At 67.9% G+C, this 19,257-nt stretch carries 13 protein-coding genes; 6 read left to right on the top strand and 7 right to left on the bottom strand.

Going from position 1 to position 19,257, the window contains the following annotated elements; translation table 11 throughout:
• The first annotated feature begins 29 nt into the window (after positions 1-29).
• Both parC and bla read left to right on the top strand, forming a co-directional pair.
• On the top strand, positions 30-2,453 hold the full coding sequence (parC, locus tag RQP53_RS06655; protein ID WP_315649441.1) for a DNA topoisomerase IV subunit A: 2,424 nt from the start codon (positions 30-32) through the stop codon (positions 2,451-2,453).
• 10 nt (positions 2,454-2,463) lie between these two features.
• Positions 2,464-3,381: a class A beta-lactamase gene (gene bla / locus RQP53_RS06650; protein ID WP_315649440.1), complete on the top strand. Its 918-nt coding sequence runs from the start codon at positions 2,464-2,466 to the stop codon at positions 3,379-3,381.
• A gap of 135 nt (positions 3,382-3,516) precedes the next feature.
• Here the strand turns inward: bla and RQP53_RS06645 are convergent, their stop codons facing one another.
• The 3 genes from RQP53_RS06645 to RQP53_RS06635 all read right to left on the bottom strand — a co-directional run bounded on the left by RQP53_RS06645 (position 3,517) and on the right by RQP53_RS06635 (position 7,399).
• Positions 3,517-5,661 carry a M64 family metallopeptidase gene (locus tag RQP53_RS06645; protein ID WP_315649439.1) on the bottom strand — a complete coding sequence of 715 codons (2,145 nt, stop codon included), beginning with the start codon at positions 5,659-5,661 and terminating at the stop codon, positions 3,517-3,519.
• 190 nt (positions 5,662-5,851) lie between these two features.
• A complete protein-coding gene (locus RQP53_RS06640; RefSeq protein WP_315649438.1) occupies positions 5,852-6,346 on the bottom strand; it encodes a CYTH domain-containing protein in 495 nt (164 codons plus the stop codon).
• A gap of 9 nt (positions 6,347-6,355) precedes the next feature.
• A complete protein-coding gene (locus tag RQP53_RS06635) occupies positions 6,356-7,399 on the bottom strand; it encodes a quinone-dependent dihydroorotate dehydrogenase (RefSeq protein WP_315649437.1) in 1,044 nt (347 codons plus the stop codon).
• 125 nt (positions 7,400-7,524) lie between these two features.
• Here RQP53_RS06635 and RQP53_RS06630 point away from each other — a divergent pair, with 125 nt between their 5' ends.
• The 4 genes from RQP53_RS06630 to rpiA all read left to right on the top strand — a co-directional run bounded on the left by RQP53_RS06630 (position 7,525) and on the right by rpiA (position 11,517).
• Positions 7,525-8,649, top strand: a complete 1,125-nt coding sequence (locus RQP53_RS06630) for a 3-deoxy-7-phosphoheptulonate synthase (protein WP_315649436.1) — start codon at positions 7,525-7,527, stop codon at positions 8,647-8,649.
• Positions 8,650-8,789: 140 nt separating this feature from the next.
• A complete protein-coding gene (locus tag RQP53_RS06625; RefSeq protein WP_315649435.1) occupies positions 8,790-9,248 on the top strand; it encodes a DUF2141 domain-containing protein in 459 nt (152 codons plus the stop codon).
• A gap of 15 nt (positions 9,249-9,263) precedes the next feature.
• The gene (locus RQP53_RS06620) at positions 9,264-10,763 is read left to right on the top strand and encodes a carotenoid oxygenase family protein (RefSeq protein WP_315649434.1); all 1,500 of its coding nucleotides are present in this window, start codon (positions 9,264-9,266) and stop codon (positions 10,761-10,763) included.
• Positions 10,764-10,836: 73 nt separating this feature from the next.
• On the top strand, positions 10,837-11,517 hold the full coding sequence (gene rpiA / locus RQP53_RS06615; protein WP_315649433.1) for a ribose-5-phosphate isomerase RpiA: 681 nt from the start codon (positions 10,837-10,839) through the stop codon (positions 11,515-11,517).
• Positions 11,518-11,527: 10 nt separating this feature from the next.
• Here the strand turns inward: rpiA and RQP53_RS06610 are convergent, their stop codons facing one another.
• The 4 genes from RQP53_RS06610 to RQP53_RS06595 all read right to left on the bottom strand — a co-directional run bounded on the left by RQP53_RS06610 (position 11,528) and on the right by RQP53_RS06595 (position 19,134).
• Complete coding sequence (locus RQP53_RS06610; RefSeq protein ID WP_315649432.1) at positions 11,528-13,105, bottom strand: sensor histidine kinase; 1,578 nt, start codon at positions 13,103-13,105, stop codon at positions 11,528-11,530.
• The gene (locus RQP53_RS06605; RefSeq protein ID WP_315649431.1) at positions 13,102-15,195 is read right to left on the bottom strand and encodes a sensor histidine kinase; all 2,094 of its coding nucleotides are present in this window, start codon (positions 15,193-15,195) and stop codon (positions 13,102-13,104) included. The genes RQP53_RS06610 and RQP53_RS06605 overlap by 4 nt, the downstream gene beginning before the upstream one ends.
• Before the next feature lie 253 nt (positions 15,196-15,448).
• Positions 15,449-17,032, bottom strand: coding sequence for a tetratricopeptide repeat protein (locus RQP53_RS06600; protein ID WP_315649430.1), 1,584 nt, complete (start codon positions 17,030-17,032; stop codon positions 15,449-15,451).
• Positions 17,029-19,134: a HAMP domain-containing sensor histidine kinase gene (locus RQP53_RS06595; protein WP_315649429.1), complete on the bottom strand. Its 2,106-nt coding sequence runs from the start codon at positions 19,132-19,134 to the stop codon at positions 17,029-17,031. Before RQP53_RS06595 ends, RQP53_RS06600 begins: the two co-directional genes overlap by 4 nt.
• Positions 19,135-19,257 lie beyond the last annotated feature (123 nt).

The following is a 19,257-nucleotide window of genomic DNA, read 5'->3' as shown; positions in this document are numbered from 1 at the left end:
CGTTAGCGACGGCCCGTTGAAGTATGACGATGAACGAGAACGTGAACCAGAACGCCTTTGACTTTGATGAGCCGCCGGCTGCGCCGCCGCTGCCGCCTTCGGTGCCGGGTGGCCCCGGTGGTCCGGACGGCCCGGATGGTCCGGACGATGGCGATGACGACGGCCGCTCACTGACGCTGGCCCATTACGCCGAGCGTGCCTATCTCGAGTATGCGCTGTCGGTCGTCAAGGGCCGGGCGCTGCCCGATGTCTGCGACGGCCAGAAGCCGGTGCAGCGGCGCATCCTCTATTCGATGGAGCGCATGGGCCTGTCCTTCAGCGGCGCCAACAGCACGGTTGGCGCCAAGCCGGTCAAGGGCGCGCGCGTGGTTGGCGATGTGCTGGGCCGCTTCCACCCGCACGGCGACCAGTCGGTCTATGACGCGTTGGTGCGCATGGCGCAGGACTTCAGCCAGCGCTACCCGCTGATCGACGGCCAGGGCAATTTCGGCAGCCGCGACGGTGATGGCGCCGCGGCGATGCGCTACACCGAGGCACGGCTGGCGCCGATTGCACGGCTGCTGCTCGATGAGATCGACGAAGGCACGGTTGACTTCACGCCGAACTACGACGGCTCCACGCAGGAGCCGCGCACCCTGCCGGCGCGGCTGCCCTTTGTGCTGCTCAATGGCGCCAGCGGCATTGCCGTGGGGCTGGCCACCGAGGTGCCCAGCCACAATCTGCGCGAGGTGGCCGCCGCCGCGGTGGCCCTGCTGAAGAACGAGAAGCTCAGCGATGCCGAGCTGTTCACCCTCTTGCCCGGGCCGGACTTCCCCGGCGGCGGCCAGCTGATCAGCTCGGCCGACGACATCCAGGCCGCCTACCGCAGCGGCCGCGGCTCGCTGAAGCTGCGTGCCCGCTGGAAGATCGAGGATCTGGCCCGCGGCCAGTGGCAGCTGGTCGTGACCGAGTTGCCGCACGGCACCAGTTCGCAAAAGGTGCTGGAAGAAATCGAGGAACTGACCAACCCCAAGGTCAAGACCGGCAAGAAGGCGCTGACGGCCGAGCAACTGCAGCTCAAGGCCGCCGTGCTGGCGGTGCTGGACTGCGTGCGCGACGAGTCGAGCAAGGACGCCGCCGTGCGCCTGGTGTTCGAGCCCAAGAGCCGCACCGTCGAGCAGAACGAGCTGATCACCACGCTCCTGGCGCACACCAGCCTGGAGACCAGCGCCTCGATCAATATGACGATGATCGGCGCCGATGGCCGGCCGACGCAGAAGAGCCTACGCCAGGTGCTCAGCGAATGGCTGGGCTACCGCATGGCCACGGTGCAGCGGCGCAGCCAGCACCGGCTGGGCAAGGTGCTGGATCGCATCCATGTGCTGGAAGGTCGCCAGCTGGTGCTCCTGAACATCGACGAGGTGATCCGCATCATCCGCAACAGCGATGAGCCCAAGGCGGCGCTGATCGAACGTTTCCGGCTCTCGGACCGCCAGGCCGAGGACATCCTGGAAATCCGCCTGCGCCAGCTGGCGCGGCTGGAGGCAATCAAGATCGAGCAGGAGTTGAAGAGCCTGCGCGAGGAACAGGGCAAGCTGGAAGACATTCTCGGCAACCCGGCCACGCTGAAGCGCACCGTGGTCAAGGAGATCGAGGCCGACGCCAAGCAGTTCGGCGACGAGCGCCGCACGCTGATCCAGGAAGAGAAGAAGGCCGTCGCCGAGATCAAGGTGGTTGACGAGCCGGTCACCGTGGTCGTCAGCATGAAGGGCTGGGTGCGGGCGCTGAAGGGCCATGAGGTCGATCAGGCCGCGCTGTCCTTCAAGTCGGGCGACCAGCTCTACGGCACCTTCCCCTGCCGCAGCGTTGATCCGCTGATCGTCTTTGGCAGCAATGGCCGGGTCTACTCGGTGCCGGTGGCGGCACTGCCCGGCGGGCGCGGCGATGGCCAGCCGATCACCACGCTGATCGAGCTGGAGTCCGGCAGCCAGATCGCCCACTACTTCGCCGGTGCCGCCACGCAGCGCTTGGTGCTGGCCGGCACCGGCGGCTTTGGCCTGATTGCGCAGCTCGGCGATCTGGTCGGCCGCCAGAAGGCTGGCAAGACCTTCTTGAGCCTGGAGGGCGACGAGAAGCCGCTACCGCCGAGCCCGGTGCCCACCGGCGAGGTGCTGGGCGTGCAGCTGGCCTGCCTGAGCCTGAACGGCCGCTTGCTGACTTATGCGCTGGATGAACTCAAGCACCAGCCCAAGGGCGGCCGCGGCCTGACGCTGATGGAGCTGGAACCCAAGGACGCGCTGCTCAGCGTGGCCGCCTTCACCACCACGCTGCAGGTGCTGGGCTCCGGCCGGGGCGGTAAGGCCAAGGAAGAGCTGCTCAAGGGGGCAGGTCTTGCCAGCTACGCCGGCAAGCGGGCCCGCAAGGGCAAGCCGGTGGACGGCCTGCAAAAGGTCCTGCGCGTGCTGGCCGGCTGAGGGACAAGAGATGGCCAATCCGAGATGGACGCGGCGCCAGACGCTCTGGCGACTCGGCTGTGCGGCGAGCTGGCTGGGCAGTGCGGCTGCGCAAGCGGCCGGACGGCCGGGTGACGTCGCCTTGATGGCTGCCTTCACCGCGCGCTGCGAGCGACTCGAGCAGACGCTGGGCGGACGTATCGGTTTCCATGCCTTCGCCCTCGACGGCCGGGTACTGCCGCTGGGCTATCGCGAGCAGGAACGCTTCGCCCTGTGCTCGACCTTCAAGCTGTTGCTCGCTGCGGCGGTGCTGGCGGAGGTCGACGCCGGACGATTGCGACTGGATCAACGTGTTCCCTATGGCAAGGCGGATCTGGTGCCGCATGCGCCGCACACCGAGCAGCATCTGCAACGGGGCTGGATGAGCGTGGAGGCGCTGTGCGCGGCCATCATGCTGGCCAGCGACAACCCCGCCGCGAATCTGCTGCTGGCGCTGCTCGGTGGACCGGCAGGGCTGACAAGGCGTTGCCGCGATTGGGGCGACCCGGTCACGCGTCTGGATCGTATCGAGCCGGAGCTGAACAGCAATTTGCCCGGTGACGAACGCGATACCAGCACGCCGCTGGCCATGGCGCAGCTGATGCGCCACTTGTTAGGTGAGAGCGAGGCGCTCAGCCCGGCCTCGCGGCGCCGCTTGTTGGCTTGGATGCAGGCCAGCGAGACGGGTTTGGGCCGTCTGCGCGGCGGTCTGCCGAGCAACTGGCGCGTCGGCGACAAAACCGGCACTGGCGCCCGCGGTGCCGTCAATGATGTACTGATCGCCTGGCCTGTCGCGCAGCCGGTGCCACTGCTGATGACGATGTATATGAGCGGATCGTCCGCGCCGACGGCGGCGCTGGCCGCGGCCCATGTGACCTTGGCAGGTGCTGCTCTGCAGACCTGGAGCTAGGGCAGTCGGCCTAGGGGCTGCCTGTAGCGCTGGGCAGTGCCGCGGGCGCGACTGCAATGCTCGCGTGCAAGCGACAGCGCGCCCACCGGCAGTCGCCGATGGGCGCGCTAGGTCTTGGCCCGAGCGCTCAGCCGCTTACTTCGCGAAGCTGTAGTTCAGCGTGAAGGCGCCGCTGCCAGAGTAGGACTTCAGCTCCAGGTAGTAGTAGCCGGCGCTGCCGTTGTAGTTGAAGGACTCGGTCGAGGCCGGCCCTTCGGACTTGGCGACGACGGCCCAGTTGCTGCCATTCCACTTGTACAGGTAGAGGTCGAAGTCGGTGCCAGCCGGACCGCTCAGCTTGGCGCTGAAGCTGCCGCCCACGGTGCTCTGGTAGTAGCCGGGGCTGCCGCTGGGGTAGGTGAGGCTGGCGCCGGAGGCAATCGTGCCCTTGACCGTGGTGCCGCCGCTGCTATCGCTGGTGACGGTCAAGGTCGCATTGCCGCTGGTGACGCTGCCGGCGCTGTTGCTGACGACGACGCTGAATTGCGCACCGTTGTCCGCCGCTGTGGTGGCCGGCGTGGTGTAGCTGGCGGCCGTGGCGCCGGCAATCGCCGTGCCGTTCTTGCGCCACTGGTAGCTCAGCGGCGCGCTGCCTGTTGCGCTGACCGAGAAGCTGGCCGTGGCGCCGGCCTTCACGGTGACGCTGGCCGGCTGGCTGCTGATCACGGGCACGTTCACGTCGCTGCTCTTGACCGTCAGTGTCGCGGCGCTGCTGGTCACGCTGCCGGCGCCGTTGCTGATCACCACGCTGTACTGCGCGCCGTTGTCGGCCGTGGTGGTGGCCGGCGTCGTGTAGCTGGCAGCGGTGGCGCCGCTGATGGCCGTGCCGTTCTTGCGCCATTGATAGCTCAGATTGCCGCCGCTGGCGGCCACGCTGAAGGTCGCGCTCTGGCCGGCCGTCACCGTCTGGCTGGCCGGCTGGCTGCTGATGGCGGGGGCCGTGTCCGTGCTGCCGCCGGTGTAGCTGTCGAAGACCCGCTTGGCGCGTGCCTCGTTGACCGCATGCCAGGGGTTGGACAGGGCGCGCATCCGCGAGGTTTCGGTCGGGCGGTATTTGCCGCTGCTGCAGTAGTCGGCGCCCTGGAAGATGCCCACGGTGCCGTTGGCGACCGAGCCTGGCGAGGTCGGCACCGGTGTGGCGGCGGCGATCAGCGAGGCCCACTTGACGTTGGCGCGCGAGGACACCCGGGTGACGTTGGCCGCGGTCGGCTCGCTGCTGGTGTCGCAGGTGCCGTAGTCGTATTCATCGGCCAGTTGGAAGGCCGCGTGGCCGATCTCATGCAGCGCGATCTCGATCGACTGCGGATGCAGCGAGAAGCCGCCGATATTGCCGCTGGCGGCGCCGGCATAGGTGCTGCTGTTGACCAGCACGATGATGACGTCGCGGCCATCGGTCGGCGCGATGGCGCCCACGGCGGTCAGCACCTTGGCTTCATCGGTGCAGACCAGCCGGTCGATGCCGAAGCAGCCGACCTCGCTGCCCAGCGCCGAGTTGCGCGTGACGCCGCCCTCGGTGACGCCGGACTGGGCACTTTCGATGTCGATGCGGCGGATATTCATGCTGTTCTTGAACTTGGCGAACAGCGGGTCGGCCAGGACACCGTCGGACACCTTCTTGGCCGCCGCCTGCCAGGTCGACGTCTCGGCCTTGGTGAAGCCGTCGCCGATGATGACGATGTCCATGCGCTTGGCGGTCGTGCCGCTTTCCCACAGCATCGCGCTGCCGGTGGGTACGGCGCTGGCGACCAGGCTGGCCTGCGCGGTTTGCTGCACCAGGGCGTCCAGCTCCTTGCGGCTCAGCTTGCGAGCCGGCGTGCTGCTCAGGGCGCTGATGCCATTGCGGCTGATGTATTCGCTGACCTCGACGCTGGCCAGATTGGCCGGATGCGGCATGCGCAGCTCGATGGCGCCCTTGGCCGTCAGCGGCTTGGAGAGCTGGATCTGGCCGGTCTTGGCATCGAAGATTTCGGCCTGCTTGCGCGCCGGGTTGCCGATGGCGCGGCGGAACAGCTCGGCGCCGGCGGCATCGCGGCCGATGACGACCAGATCGCCGTCCTTGGCCGGTGCGGTGTCAACATGCTGGGCAAAGCTGCCGCGCACCGCATGGGTGATCGCGATGCTGCTGCTGCCGCTGCTGGCGTCGGCGTTGAGGCGCAGCATCAGGTCTTCGGCCTGCGCGCTGGCGGTGAGAAGGGCGAGCGCGGCGAACCAGCCGGCTTTTGAGGGGAAGCAATGCTTCATGGGCATCTCCATCGGGTGTGGCCCAGCGGGTAGCCGGGCCGTGCAAGAGGGAGTGCCATGGTCGTCAAATCGCGCCGCTTCAGCTTGTACGCAATGCGCCCAAAACGGCGGAATATGTGCAAGCGTCGCTGGGCCGCATCACAGGGCTTTCCCGGTGATGGGGCGACGGTGCAGCCCTTGGTCTGGCCGCTCAGCGGGTCCAGTGGCGGTAGGGCAGGCGGCTCAGCGCCGAGTTGAAGTAGCGTGCATCGCTGCTGACTTCCGCGCCCAGCCAGGGCGGTGCCTCGAAGCTCTGGCCTTCGCTGGCCAGCTCGATCTCGGCGACAACCAGGCCGGCGTTGTCGCCGAGGAATTCGTCGACTTCCCAAGTCATGCCGGCGTGCCGGATGCGATGGCGAATCTTGTCGATCGCCGGGCCGTCGGCCAGAGCCAGCAGTTGCTGGGCATCGGCCAGCGGGATCGGGTACTCAAACTCGGCGCGGCTGATGCCGCTGCTCTCGCCTTGGAACTTGCCCAGAGCCTGGCCCTTGATCGTCAGCCAGGCCTGATCGCCGGCGATGCGCACGCGCACCGTGCGCGCCGGGTCGCGACTCAGATAGGCCTGGCAGAGCCGCTCGCTCTGCGCCTCGGCCGCGCGCCAGGCCTCACCCTGAACCAGGAATTTGCGCTCGATCTCGATGCCCATCGCCGGGCCTTAACGCTTGGCGGCCAGCGCGCGGGCGCAGTCGCTCACCAGGCCGGCGCCTTTGTAGATCAGGCCGGTGTAGATCTGCACCAGATCAGCGCCGGCCTTGAGCTTGGCGCGCGCATCTTCGCCGCTGAGCACGCCGCCCACGCCGATGATGGGATAGGCGCTGCCCAGCTCGGCGCGCAAGAGGCTGATGATGCGGTTGCTGGCCTCGAACACCGGCCGGCCGGACAGGCCACCGGTTTCCTCGGCATGGGCCAGGCCCTTGACCGCCTCGCGGGAAATCGTCGTGTTGGTGGCGATCACGCCGTCGATGCCGTTGTGCTGCAGCGTGCGGGCGATGACGCTGACCTGGGCCTCGTCCAGGTCCGGCGCGATCTTGACGAACATCGGCACGCGGCGGCGCGCCTCGGCTTCGAGCTTGAGCTTGCGCTCCTGCAGCGCGGCCAGCAGCGCATCCAGCGCCTCGTCGCTTTGCAGCGCGCGCAGGTTCTTGGTATTGGGGCTGGAGATGTTGACGGTGATGTAGTCGGCATGGGCGAACACACCGTCCAGGCCCAGCAGGTAGTCGTCGACGGCGTTCTCGATCGGCGTGACCGCGTTCTTGCCGATGTTCAGGCCCAGCAGACCGCCGGCCTTGCGGAAGCTGTGGGCGCGCTGGACGTTGGCGATGAAGCTCGCCAGGCCCTCGTTGTTGAAGCCCAGGCGGTTGATCAGCGCATCGGCCTCGGGCAGGCGGAACATCCGCGGCTTGTCATTGCCCGGCTGGCCCTTGGGCGTGACCGTGCCGACCTCGATGAAGCCAAAGCCCATGGCGCCCAGGCCGTCGATGCAGCGGCCGTTCTTGTCCAGGCCGGCGGCCAGGCCGATGCGGTTGGGGAACTTGAGCCCGGCCACGGTGACGGGATCGCTGATGCGGGCCTGCGCCCACAGGCATTGCGCCGGCGTGTTCTGCAAGCGGGCGATGGCGCCCAGCGTCAGCTCATGCGCATGCTCGGGGTCCATGCCGAAGAGAAAAGGGCGGGCGAGGGCATAGGGCACGAGCGACATTGTCTTGGCGGGGCTGTTTGGGAAGCGGGGCGGATTGTCTCATCCCCCTTGTCGCGCCGCTGGCACAGGCGCTGGTGATAATCACCGGCTCCGTCTCCTCTGTCTGCATAGCCATGCCCGCTGCCATGAACGCCCTCGACGACCCCCGCCACGACCGTGAAGTCGGCTCTCGCGACGCCACCCTGGACAGCACCCGCACCGACGACACCCGCATCGGCGCCGTGCGCCCGCTGATCTCGCCGGCGCTGTTGTTCGACGAACTGCCGGCACCGGACGCGGCGCTGAGCCTGGTTGAGCGGGCACGGGCCGAGATCAGCAATGTGCTGCATGGCCGCGATGACCGGCTGCTGGTCGTCGTCGGCCCCTGCTCCATCCACGATCACGACCAGGCGATGGACTACGCCCGCCTGCTCAAGGACCTGCGCGACGAGCTGAGCCAGGACCTGCTGGTGGTGATGCGCGTCTATTTCGAGAAGCCGCGCACGACGGTGGGCTGGAAGGGCTATATCAACGATCCGCGCCTGGATGGCAGCTTCCATATGAACGAAGGCCTGCGTCTGGCGCGCAAGTTGCTGCTGGACGTCAGCGCGCTGGGCCTGCCGGCCGGCACCGAGTTCCTCGATCTGCTGTCGCCGCAGTACATCTCCGACCTGATTGCCTGGGGCGCCATCGGCGCCCGTACCACCGAGAGCCAGAGCCACCGGCAGCTGGCCTCGGGCCTGTCATGCCCGGTCGGTTTCAAGAATGGCACCGATGGCGGCATCAAGGTGGCCTCGGATGCGGTGCTGGCCGCCAGCGCCAGCCACGCCTTCATGGGCATGACCAAGATGGGTGCGGCCGCCATCTTCGAAACCCGCGGCAACGACGACTGCCACATCATCCTGCGCGGTGGCAAGGCGCCGAACTACGACGCCGCCTCGGTGCAGGCTGCCTGCGAGGCGCTCAAGAGCGCCGACCTGCGCGAGCAGGTGATGGTCGACTTCTCGCATGCCAATTCGAGCAAGAAGTACGAGCGCCAAATCGATGTGGGCCGCGATGTGGCGGCGCAAATCGCGGCCGGCGAGGCGCGCATCACCGGGGTGATGATCGAGTCGCATCTGCAGGCCGGTCGCCAGGACCTGGGCGAGGGCCAGCGCAAGGCCGATCTGCTGCCCGGCGTCTCGATCACCGATGCCTGCCTGGGCTGGACACAGACCGAGCCGCTGCTGCGCGAGCTGGCTGCCGCGGTGCGCCAGCGGCGCGCCGGCTGAAGGATTCGCAGACGAATCCGCAGACGATTGGCGCCACCGAGTGACGCTTGGCGCCGGCTGGCGCCGCTCCGTCTCAAGCCGCTGTGCGCCGATGCGGGCGCTTTCTACAGTGAACTCACTTTCACTGCCAGGAGCACCGCATGTCCCGATTCAATGCCAATTCCATTCGCCTTGCCGCTGCGTTGAGCGCCTTGCTGTCCGTTGGCGGCGTGCTGTTGCCGGGCTCGGCCCAGGCCGCGGAGATGGAGCTGGAAGTCAGCGGCCTCACGGCGTCCAGCGGTCAGCTGATGGTGGCTGTGTTTGACCAGGCTGCCCAGTGGCTGGGCGGCAAGCCGGTGGCCCTGGCGCGCGCCGCAGCCAGCGCTCAGCAGAATGGCCGCCTGCTGCTGAGCCTGAAGGACTTGCCCGAGGGTGAGGTTGCGTTCAGCGTGTTCCACGACGTCAACGACAACGGCAAGCTCGACAGCAATGCCATGGGCATGCCCACCGAGCCCTATGCGTTCTCGAACAACGCGACGGGCAATTTCGGGCCGGCCAGCTTCGAGCAGGCCAAGTTCAGCGTCAAGCCCGGTGTACGTGTCAGCGTGCGCCTAAACTGAGCGGAGGTGGTGATGATGCAAAGACGCCAACTCTTGCAAGCCGGTGCCGCCGGTGCGGCGCTGGGCCTCAGCCATCTCCAGGAAGCGCTGGCCCTGGGCCTGGGCGGCGGCGACGGTTTCGCTGCCGGTGTGCCGGAGCTGCTGCCGCTGCAAGGCCTGGACGGCCGTGATCTGGAGGCCCGCGATCTGCAGATCGAAGGCCGGTTGCCGGCCGCGCTGCGCGGCACCTACTACAAGAACGGCCCAGGCCTGATGAGCCGCGGCGGTCAACGCTACCGCCACTGGTTTGATGGCGACGGCCTGGTGCAGGCCTGGCGTTTCGATGGCGGGCGGGTCTCGCATCAGGCGCGCTTTGTGCAGACGCAGAAATTCCGCGCCGAGAGCCAGGCCGGGCGCTTCCTGCTGCCGGCCTATGGCACGGCCATCAAGCCCGAGCTGCCCATCACCGGGCCGGACAGCGTCAACGTCGCCAACACCAGCGTGCTGCGCCAGGGCGGCCGGCTTTACGCGCTGTGGGAGGGCGGCAGCGCCTATGAGCTGGATGCCGACAGCCTGGCCGCCAAGGGCCCGCGGGTCTGGGCCCCGGAGCTGGCCGGCATGCCGTTCTCGGCCCACCCCAAGGTCGAGGCCGATGGCACGCTGTGGAACTTTGGCAGCACGCCCGGCGGACGCCTCGCGCTGTACCAGATCTCGCCGCAGGGTCAGGTCTTGCGCAGCACGGTGTTCAAGGTGCCTGCCTCGACGACCATGGTGCACGACTTTGTCGTTACCGAGCGCTATCTGGTCTTCCTGCTGGCGCCCATCCATCTCGATATGCAGGCCGTTCATGCGGGCAGCGCGATGCTGGACGCCATGAGTTGGGTGCCAGCGGACGGCACGCAGCTGCTGCTGGTCAGCAAGGCCGACTTCAATCAGCGCCGTTTGTTCAGCATGCCGGCGGCGATGGTCTTCCACTTCGGCAATGGCTGGGACGACGGCAAGCAACTGCAGCTGGACTACGTCGAGGCGCCGGCGCTGCCCGAGGTCAATGTGTCGCTGCGAGCCATCATGCGCGGTGAGCGCCGCCTGCATCAGCCCTCGACGCCGCGCTTTCTGCGCCTGGACCTGGACAGCGGCCGCATCACGCTGCAATCGCGCGAGGAGTCGGTCGAGTTTCCGGTCGTCGACCCGCGGGTCGTCGCACAGCGCTACCGCCACGTCTGGTATCCGGCGGCCATCGACACCCAGGGCCGCTGGGGCTATGACGGCCTCCTGCATCTGGACATTGAGAGCGGTCGCCGCCAGCGCTTCTGCTTCGGCCAGGATGTCGTCGTCGAGGAGCATGTGCTGGTGCCCAAGCCGGGCAGCAGCAAGGAAGGCGAGGGCTGGTTGCTGGGTCTGTGTTTTGACAGCCGTCGCCAGCGCAGCTTTGCCAGCGTCTTCGATGCCCAGGCCATCAGCGCCGGGCCGCTGGCCAAGGTCTGGCTGCCTTACTGGGTGACTTACGGCTTTCACGGCAAGTTCTACGCGGCCTGAGCCAGTGCGTCGATCGGAGCCTGGCGCGGCAGGGATAATGGCGGCCTTTGCGAACCAACCCCTGCCGACGACCATGAGCCACCCCGCCCCCCTGAGCCAAGATGAACTGAAGACCCTGGTGGGCCAGGCCGCGCTGCAGTATGTGCAGCCGGGCGCCATCGTCGGCGTCGGTACCGGCTCGACGGTCGACAAGTTCATCGACGCGCTGGCCGCCAGCGGCATCCAGATCGCCGGCGCCGTGTCCAGCTCGGTGCGTTCGACCGAACGGATGAAGGCCCTGGGCATTGCGGTGCTGGAAGCGGCCGAGGTGGAAAGCCTGGGCGTCTATATCGACGGCGCCGATGAGATCGACCACGGCGGCCACATGATCAAGGGTGGCGGCGCCGCGCTGACGCGCGAGAAGATCGTCGCCGATCTGGCCCAGACCTTTGTCTGCATCGCCGATGAATCCAAGCTGGTCGAGGCGCTGGGCAAGTTCCCGTTGCCGGTGGAAGTGATCCCGATGGCGGCCGCACAGATCGCACGCCGTTTTGCCGCGCTGGGCGGTGTGGCCACGCTGCGTGCCGGCGTCGTGACCGACAACGGCTGCCACATCCTCGATGTGCGCGGCCTCAGCATCACCGCGCCGGCCGCCTTTGAGGCCGACGTGAACCAGTGGCCGGGCGTGGTGACCGTCGGCGTGTTCGCGCGCAACAAGGCCAAGGTCTGCCTGCTCGGCACTGCAGCCGGCGTGAAGACGATGACGTTCGACTGAGCAACAGCGCTCAGGCCTGGCCGTCCAGCGCCTTGAAGCGCTGTACCAGCTGGGCCACACGTTCCAATGCCGCGTCGGTGACGGCGCCGGCGCCATCCAGGCTGTCGAGCAGCTGCTCCAGCTCGCTGCGCCGCATGGCCACGCCGGCCAGCGCCTGTTCCAGCGGGCTGCGATGGGCCAGCACCTGGGCCGCGGCCTCATGGGCTCGGTTCAGCGGCTCACTCATCTCGGCCGCACTCGCAGCGACCAGGCGCGACAGGGACAGCTGCTTTTCCTGCTGCATCAGCGTTCGCGTGGCCTGATGCAGCTCGGCGCTGCGCTGCTGCACCTGCTGTTCCAGCTCGGCATGGGCGCGTTGCAAGGCGGCTTCGGCGCTTTGGCGGATGGCCGCCTCGGTCTGCAGCTTGGCCAGCGCGCTGCTCAACTCGGCATTGCGCTGGGCCAGTGCCTGTTCCAGCACCGAGCCTTTTTCAACCAGCAGCTGGTGCTGCTCCAGCAGCTGTGGTTGCGCCATCACGGCGCCAATCGTGTCGCCCAGCGCATGCGAGAGCGAGCGCCGGTGCTGGCGCTGCAGCATGAGCAGCTGCTGGCTGGCCCGAAAGGCATCGGCAGCCTGGCCACGGCGCGGGCCGATGCGCACGATGGCGTGCAGGCAGGCCTCGCGCGCGGCCGAGTCGTTGAGGGCCTCCTGGCCAAGATCCTGGGCCAGCTGCAGCAGCGCGGGCCAGGATTGTTCGAGCGGCACGCCGTGATCCTGTGCATCGGTGATGCAGACACTCAGGCGCCGCCAGGCCTGCCAGCCGGGCCGGCCGGCGATCGGCGAGTCGGCCTGGTCCAGGGCGGCGATCTGTTCGCGGGCATCGGCCACCTCGCCGAGCATCGCGTGCACCACCGAGAGATTCAGCCGGCTCATCGTGCCCAGGAGCAGCAGTTCATGCTCCGCCGCCAGCCGCAGCGCGCGTTGTTGGTATTGCTTGGATTGCTGCAGCCAGTGCTGGTGCTGGGACTCTTCCTGGCATTCGTAGGCCAGGCAGTAGCAGGCGCCGGCAGCGCTGTTGATGGCGCGATGAAGGAAGGGCGGCGCCAGGTCGTCGGCCTCGTCCATCAGCCGCAGCGTCGTGTCCAGCTGTTCCTGATAGAGCTCCAGCTGGAAGAAGACGTTCATCCGCGACATCGTCATCACATGCGCCAGCATGGTCTCACCGCAGCTGCGGTAGAGCGTGGCCGCTGTGCCGGCGCTGTGCAAGGCCGCCTGGTGCATCTTCAGCATGGTCTGCAGGCCATGCATCAGCCGCCAGGCCGCCGCTTCCGCCTTGACCGCACCGAGCTGATTGGCGGCTTCCTGCAAGTCCTTGGCGTACTGCAGCTGCTGCTGTGCAAATTCACGGTCATCCGTCAGGCTGAAGAACTGGCCCAGCGCCTCCAACTCCAGATGCTCGGCGGCCGTCGGGCCGAAGGCGCGGATTTCCGCGATGCGCTGCGGGCCATCGATTTCCTGCCAGCCGATCATGCTGTGGCGCAGCTGCACCAGCAGTTGTTCGACCGGGCCGTCCGCCGCGGGCCTTGTCTCTCCAGCGCGGCGCTTCATCGCTGGGCTCCCAGGCAGTCGGCCTGCGCGTGCGTGGGGCTGTCGACTTTGTTGTCTGTTCGTTTGGTGGCGCTGATCGCGTGCTCGTCCAGTTCGGCCGGGCAGGCGCGGGGCAGGGTGATGGTGATGCAAGTGCCCTGGCCGGGTTCGCTATCCAGGCACAACTGGCCGCCCATCAGGTCGACGACCAGGCTGTGCACGCTGGCCAGGCCCAGCCCGGTGCCACTGCGCCCCAGCTGGGTGGTGAAGAAGGGCTCGAAGACATGGGGCAGATGCTCGGCGCTGATGCCGCAGCCGTTGTCGGCCCAGGCCAGCTCCAGCTGATCGGGGCAGGGCTGCAGGCGCAGCGTGATCAGGCCGTCGCTGCGTTCGCGCAGGCCATGCTGCAAGCTGTTCTCCAGCAGCTGTTGCAGCACCTGGCGGATCGCATCGGGATAACCGCGTAGTGGTGCGTCATCAGGAAGTTCCAGCTGCAGACGCACCGCCTGCTGGTGCAGCAGGTTTTGCCAGCTCTGCGCCGTTGCCAGCAGCAGCTCGACCAGATCGAACTCGGCGCTTTGCTCACGCCCCTGGTGCTGGGCCAGGCTGCGAAAACGTTGCAGCAGATGGCTGACACGGGCGAGTGCACGGCCCATCAGGTCACCGCCTTGCTCCAAGGCCTGCAGCAGCTGTTGCAGCTGTACCCGCCGCAAGCCGCCCTGGGCCAGCATGGCCTTGAGCTCCCGGCTGCGCTCCTGGATGGCGCTGGTGGCCATCCGTGCGTTATCCAGCGGCGTATTCATCTCATGCGCCATGCCGGCCACCATCCGCGACAGCGCCAGCTGCTTCTCCTGCTGCATCAGCGTCAGCATGGCCTGCTCCAGCTCGGCGGTGCGCGCCGCCACCTGTTGCTCCAGCTCGTCATGGGCGGCCTGCAAGGCCGCCTCGGCGGCATGGCGGATGCTCGCCTCGGCCTGCAGCCGGCCGAGCGTATTGCTGAGTTCGGCATTGCGCTGCAGCAGCGAGCTCTCCAGCGCCGAGCCCTGGCGTGCCAGCTCGGCGTTCTCGTGCAGCAGCCGCGGCTGTTCCATCACGGCCACCGCGGTATCGTCCAGCGCCTTGCCGAGATCGCGGGTCAGCTGGCGTTGCGATTGCAGATGGGCCATGCTGGCGCGCAAGGCTTCGTCGTAAAAGCCCCAGCGCTGCCCGAAACGCTCGATCGCCTGCAGTGTGGCCTCCATCACGCCGGTGATGCGGTTGGGCGCCGCGGCCAGGCGCTGTTCGGCCGCCAACAGCGCCGCCATCGCCTCGGCCGGGCCGGCGCTGTGGCACAGCAGCAGCACCTCGCAATGCTCGCGCCATTGCCACCAGCCGGGGACATGGTTCTCGTCGACATCGGCTTCGCCCAGCGCGGCCATGTGCAGGCGGCATTCGTCGGGCAGGCCCAGGGTGGCGCAGACCACCGCCAGATTGACATGGCTGAAGTAGTTCTGCGGCACCAGGCCGTGGGTGTCGGCCAGTTGCAGGGCGGCCCGGTGATGGCGCAGGCATTCATCCCAGAGCGCTGTGGCCTGTGCATTCAACGCCGCAGCACGCTCTGGCTCATCCGAATACAGCCGTTCAGCGTCAATCTCGATCGCCAGGTAATAGGCCGCGGTGGCCGCGCTATTGAGCACCAGATGCAAGGTCTTGGGGCCGATGGTGGCCGACTCGCTCAGGAGCTCGGCGGCGGTCTGGCGCAGCTCGGGGTACATCTCGGCCATGTAGAGCACTTTGCAGCGGCCGGCCCGCATGGCGATGCTGAGCTCGGCCTCGCCCTCGCGGTCATACAGGGCTGCCGCCATCGCGGCACTGTGCAGGGCCGGCTTGAACAGCTTGAGCTGCATCTGGTGCCATTGCAGGGCGCGCCAGGCGGCGGCCTCGGCGAGGGCGGCTTGGGCCGTCTGGCAGCGTCCCAGCAGCAAGGTGACCTGGGCAAGTGCTGACTGGGCCGAATAGCCGGCGTCCTGCGGCCGGAACAGCAGCGCCAGAGCCTCGAGCTCCAGGCTTTGTTCAGGGCTTGGGGAGAGTCGATTCAGGCGGACGAGCTCGTCGGCAACGCCTCGTGGCACCAGCCCAGCGGGGTGGTGCCGCAATCGGGCCAGCGCTGCCAAAAGCCGTGCGTCTGGCGCCGCCTCAGGATCTGTTGGTTGCTGTGGTACTGCCTGGCTCATTCATCACCTGCGGCGATGTCCATGGGCCTCCCCTGCGGCAAGAATAGCGCAGCGGCGCCGTGCAGCCCTCCGCTTCAGGTGGCGACATGTGCGGTGGCTGCGACAGAAGTCGCGCTTTCCGGTGGCCCGAGCCGATGCATGCAGACCTGTCTCAGGCCTGCAGATCAAGCGCCTTGAAACGTTGCACCTGCTGTGCCAGCGCCTGCAGCGCGCCATCGGTGACGCCGCTGCTCTGCTCCAACCCTTCCAGCAACTGGTCCAGTTCACCACGTCGCACCGTCAGACCGCTCAGCAGGGCCTGCAGCTGCGGCTGCAGCAAGTCCAGCTGCTGCAGCGCCTGATGGGCCTGGCCCAGCGGCGGGCCCATCAGCGCGGCGCTGTCGGCGACCAGGCGCGACAGCGAGAGCTGCTTTTCCTGCAGCAGCAAGGTGTGGCTGGCCTGGCTCAGTTCGGCACTGCGCTGCTGCACGCGCACTTCCAGCTCATCGTGGGCGCGTTGCAGAGCGGCCTCGGCGCCCAGTCGAATCGTCATCTCTGTCTGCAGTTTGGCCAGGGCGAGGCTGAGCTCGGCATTGCGCTGCGCCAGCGCCTGTTCCAGCACGCTGCCCTGGGCTTGCAGCTGCTGTTGGCGTTGCTCCAGCTGAGGTTGGGCCAGCACCTTGTTGACCGTTTCGCCCAGGGCCGCAGACAGAGCCAGCTTGTTGCGTCGCTGCAGGCTCAGCAGTTTGCGATTGGCCTGCAGCGCGTCCAGGCTCTTGCCCCTGGCGGGTCCCATCCAGACGATGGCGTGCAGGCAGGATTCATGCGCCGGGCCATTGTTCAGGCTGTCCTCGCCGAGCGACTCGCTGAGCGCGAGCAAACGTGCCCATGCCGATTCTGTGCTCTTGGCTGCGCCGAGCGTCACTTCCAAAGCCTCTTCCTGAGCTTCAATCAATGCAGCGGCATAGCGCTGCCAGGCGGCCCAGCCAGGCCGCCCGCCGGCCACCTCGGGCATGCGTTTCACGGCGGCAAGATGCTGGCGCGCTGTCGCCGTCTGGCCCAGCATGGCATTGACCACGCTGAGATTGGTATGGCTGATCCCGCAGAGCAGCGTCAGTCCATGCTGCTCTGCCAACTCCAAGGCTGCCTGATGATGCGCCAAGGCGCGCTGCATCAGCTGCCGGTGATCGGCTTCGTTGCCGGCTTCATTGGCCAGGCTGAAACAGGCTGAGGCCGCGCCATTGCGGGCCCGATGCAGGAAGGCCGGGCTGATGTCCTGCGGATCGGCCAGCAAGGCCTCGCAGGACTGCAGCAGCTCCTGGAACAGCTCCAGATGGAACAGCACATTGTTGCGCGACACCAGCATGGCCTGGGCCAGGCCGCGCTGGCCACAGCGGCGGTACAGCGTGGCCGCCATGCCGGCGCTGTGCAGCGCCGCCTGGTGCTGGTGCAGCAGGCTTTGCAAGCCATGCATCAGCCGCCAGGCGGCCGCCTCGGCCAGCTCGGTGCCGAGCTGCTGTGCCGCATGCTGCAGCTGCTGGGCGTAGTGCAGTTGCTGCTGGGCGCGCTCGCGCTCATCGCCGATCTCGGCAAACTGGGCCAGCGCTTCCAGCTCGAGCAGTTGGGCGGCGTCCGGTTCCAGCGCGCGGATCTCGCTGACCCATTGCGGCGCCTCCAGATCCTGCCAGCCTGCCATGCTCAGGCGCAGCCGCGCCAACAAGGCCTCGATGCGCTGATGCTGCGCGTTGTTGCTCATCGCGCGCTCCCGCTCGTGCTGGTCTGGCGGGAGGCCTTCACCGCCAGGCCGGGCTTGGCGAGGCGAATCTGCAGGCTGGTGCCGCGGCCGGGCTCGCTGTGCAGCTGCAGCTCGCCGCCCATCAAGTCAACGACCAGGCTGTGCACGCTGCTCAGGCCCAGTCCCGTGCCGCTGCGGCCGAGCTGGGTGGTGAAGAAGGGCTCAAAGACACGCGGCAGATGCTGTGCCGGAATGCCGCAGCCGTTATCGGCCCAGCCGAGCAGCCAGCTGACGCCTTCATCGCGCAGCGCCAGCGTCAGCACGCCATCGCTGCGGCCGCTCAAGCCATGCTGCAGGCTGTTCTCGAGCAGCTGCTGCAGCACCTGGCGCAGCGCATCCGGATGACCCATCAGCTCGGCCTGCCCCGGCAGGTCCAGCTGCAGGCGGACCGAGCGCTGGTGCAGCAGGGCGTGCCAGCCGCGCGCCATCGCCTCGATCAGCTCGACCGCGTCAAAGCGCTGTGCCGGCTCCTGCGCGGCGTTCTGGGTGACGGAGGCAAAGCGCTGGCGCAGCTGGGTGACCCGGTCCAGCGCACGCTGCATCAGCGCCAGACCCTGGGCCAGCACGGCATCCAGCTGCTCGAGCTGGGCCCGCTTCAGCCCGGACTCGGCCAGCCGCTGGCGCAACTCCCGGCTGCTTTCCTGGATCGCGCTGGCCGCCATGCGGGCGGTGTCCAGCGGCGTGTTCATCTCATGGGCCATGCCGGCGACCATCCGCGACAGCGCCAGCTGCCGCTCCTGGGCCATCAGCTGGCGCATGGCCCGCTCCAGCTCGGCGCTGCGTGCCTGCACCTGGCGTTCCAGATCATCATGGGTGCGCTGCAGCGCCTGTTCGGCCGCCTGGCGGACCTCGGCCTCGGCCTCGAGCTTGCGCAGCGCACGCTGGAGCTCGGCATTGCGCTCCAGCAGCGAATGCTGCAGCGCATCGCCTTGCCGGCTCAAAGCCTCGTTCTCGAACAGCAGGCGCGGGTGTTCCATCACCTCCTGTACCGTCTCCCCGAGCGCCTGGCCGAGGTCGCGGGTCTGCTGACAGCGCAGCTGCAGCTGCAGCCTTGAGGCCTGCAGCGCAGCGTCTACATGACCCCAGCGCAGGCCGAAACGCTCGATCGCCCGCAGATGTGCCTCGCGCAAGCCCGGCAGGGCCATCGCGGGCTCGTTCAGTGTTTCTTGCAGCGCCAGCAGCTCGGGCCAGACTTCGGTCGGATCGCCTTGGTGGCAACGCATCAGCAGCCGGCAATGGGCGATCCATTGCTCGGCGCCGGGCAGCTGAGCGGTCACGCCGAGCGCCAGCTTGGCCAGCAGCGGCTCGCACAAGGCCAGGTCACCACGGGTGGCACTGACGATGGCCAGATTCATCCGGCTGACCGAGCTTTGCAGCGGCAGGTCCAGCTTTTCGGCCATGGCCAGCGCCTGCCGGTGCAAGGCCACGCATTCCTGCCACAGCGGGGCTGACTGCGCTTCACTACCGCCGTCTTGCTCCAGCTCCATCGCCAGAAAGTAGGCCGCGCTGGCAGCGCAATTGAGGATCTGGTGATGCTGGATGGGATCCAGCCGATCGGCCTGCTGCAGCAGCTGACGCGCGGCCTCGCGCAGCTCGGTGACCATCTCGGCGGAGTAGAGCAGGGTGCAGCGGCTGGCCATCAGCGCAAAGACCAGCTCATGCTCGCCGACTTGCTCATAGACGCGAATCGCCATCGCGATGCTGTGCAGGGCGGCGGCAAAGAGCTTGAGCTGCAGTTGCAGCCAGTAGATGGCCCGCCAGGCCGCGGCCTCGGCATGAGGCGCGCCCCGCTGCTGCGCCTGGGCCAGCAGTTCCGCCGCGCGTGGCAGCAGGCTGCGGGCTTGATCGATTGCCTGTGGCGGCAGGTAGAGCAGTTCCAGCGCGTCGATTTCAAGCCGATCGGCGCTGTCGCCAGCGAGTCGCCTCAGGGCGTCGAGGTCGGGCCGCTCGGCCGCTGTCTGACGGAACAGCATGGTGTGGCGCAGCCCGTGCAGCAATGCCTGCAGCTCACCTGACGGCGGTGTGGCCGGCGGCTGTGGCGGCAGTGTGGGGGACGGGTCCATGCACCAGCCGAGCTGTTGGTGTAGCCCCTCCTCGCGACCCTCTTGGCCCGAGGATAACGCAGCAGCACAGGCGCAGGCAGCCCGCGGCTCAGGGGCCCGCAAGCGGCGGCAAGGGCGGCGGCA

This window comes from Roseateles aquae, from assembly GCF_032337115.1.
GTDB classification, from domain to species: domain Bacteria; phylum Pseudomonadota; class Gammaproteobacteria; order Burkholderiales; family Burkholderiaceae_C; genus Roseateles_C; species Roseateles_C aquae.
This window is presented reverse-complemented; position numbering and strand designations above follow the sequence as displayed.

Bases quoted from the DNA above. Each gene is read 5' to 3' on its own strand.
- RQP53_RS06640 (WP_315649438.1), bottom strand. From the start codon at position 6,346: ATGGGCATCGAGATCGAGCGCAAATTCCTGGTTCAGGGTGAGGCCTGG.
- RQP53_RS06645 (WP_315649439.1), bottom strand. From the start codon at position 5,661: ATGAAGCATTGCTTCCCCTCAAAAGCCGGCTGGTTCGCCGCGCTCGCC.
- bla (WP_315649440.1), top strand. From the start codon at position 2,464: ATGGCCAATCCGAGATGGACGCGGCGCCAGACGCTCTGGCGACTCGGC.
- RQP53_RS06600 (WP_315649430.1), bottom strand. From the start codon at position 17,032: ATGAGCAACAACGCGCAGCATCAGCGCATCGAGGCCTTGTTGGCGCGG.
- rpiA (WP_315649433.1), top strand. From the start codon at position 10,837: ATGAGCCACCCCGCCCCCCTGAGCCAAGATGAACTGAAGACCCTGGTG.
- RQP53_RS06595 (WP_315649429.1), bottom strand. From the start codon at position 19,134: ATGGACCCGTCCCCCACACTGCCGCCACAGCCGCCGGCCACACCGCCG.
- RQP53_RS06625 (WP_315649435.1), top strand. From the start codon at position 8,790: ATGTCCCGATTCAATGCCAATTCCATTCGCCTTGCCGCTGCGTTGAGC.
- RQP53_RS06635 (WP_315649437.1), bottom strand. From the start codon at position 7,399: ATGTCGCTCGTGCCCTATGCCCTCGCCCGCCCTTTTCTCTTCGGCATG.
- RQP53_RS06620 (WP_315649434.1), top strand. From the start codon at position 9,264: ATGCAAAGACGCCAACTCTTGCAAGCCGGTGCCGCCGGTGCGGCGCTG.
- RQP53_RS06630 (WP_315649436.1), top strand. From the start codon at position 7,525: ATGAACGCCCTCGACGACCCCCGCCACGACCGTGAAGTCGGCTCTCGC.
- RQP53_RS06610 (WP_315649432.1), bottom strand. From the start codon at position 13,105: ATGAAGCGCCGCGCTGGAGAGACAAGGCCCGCGGCGGACGGCCCGGTC.
- parC (WP_315649441.1), top strand. From the start codon at position 30: ATGAACGAGAACGTGAACCAGAACGCCTTTGACTTTGATGAGCCGCCG.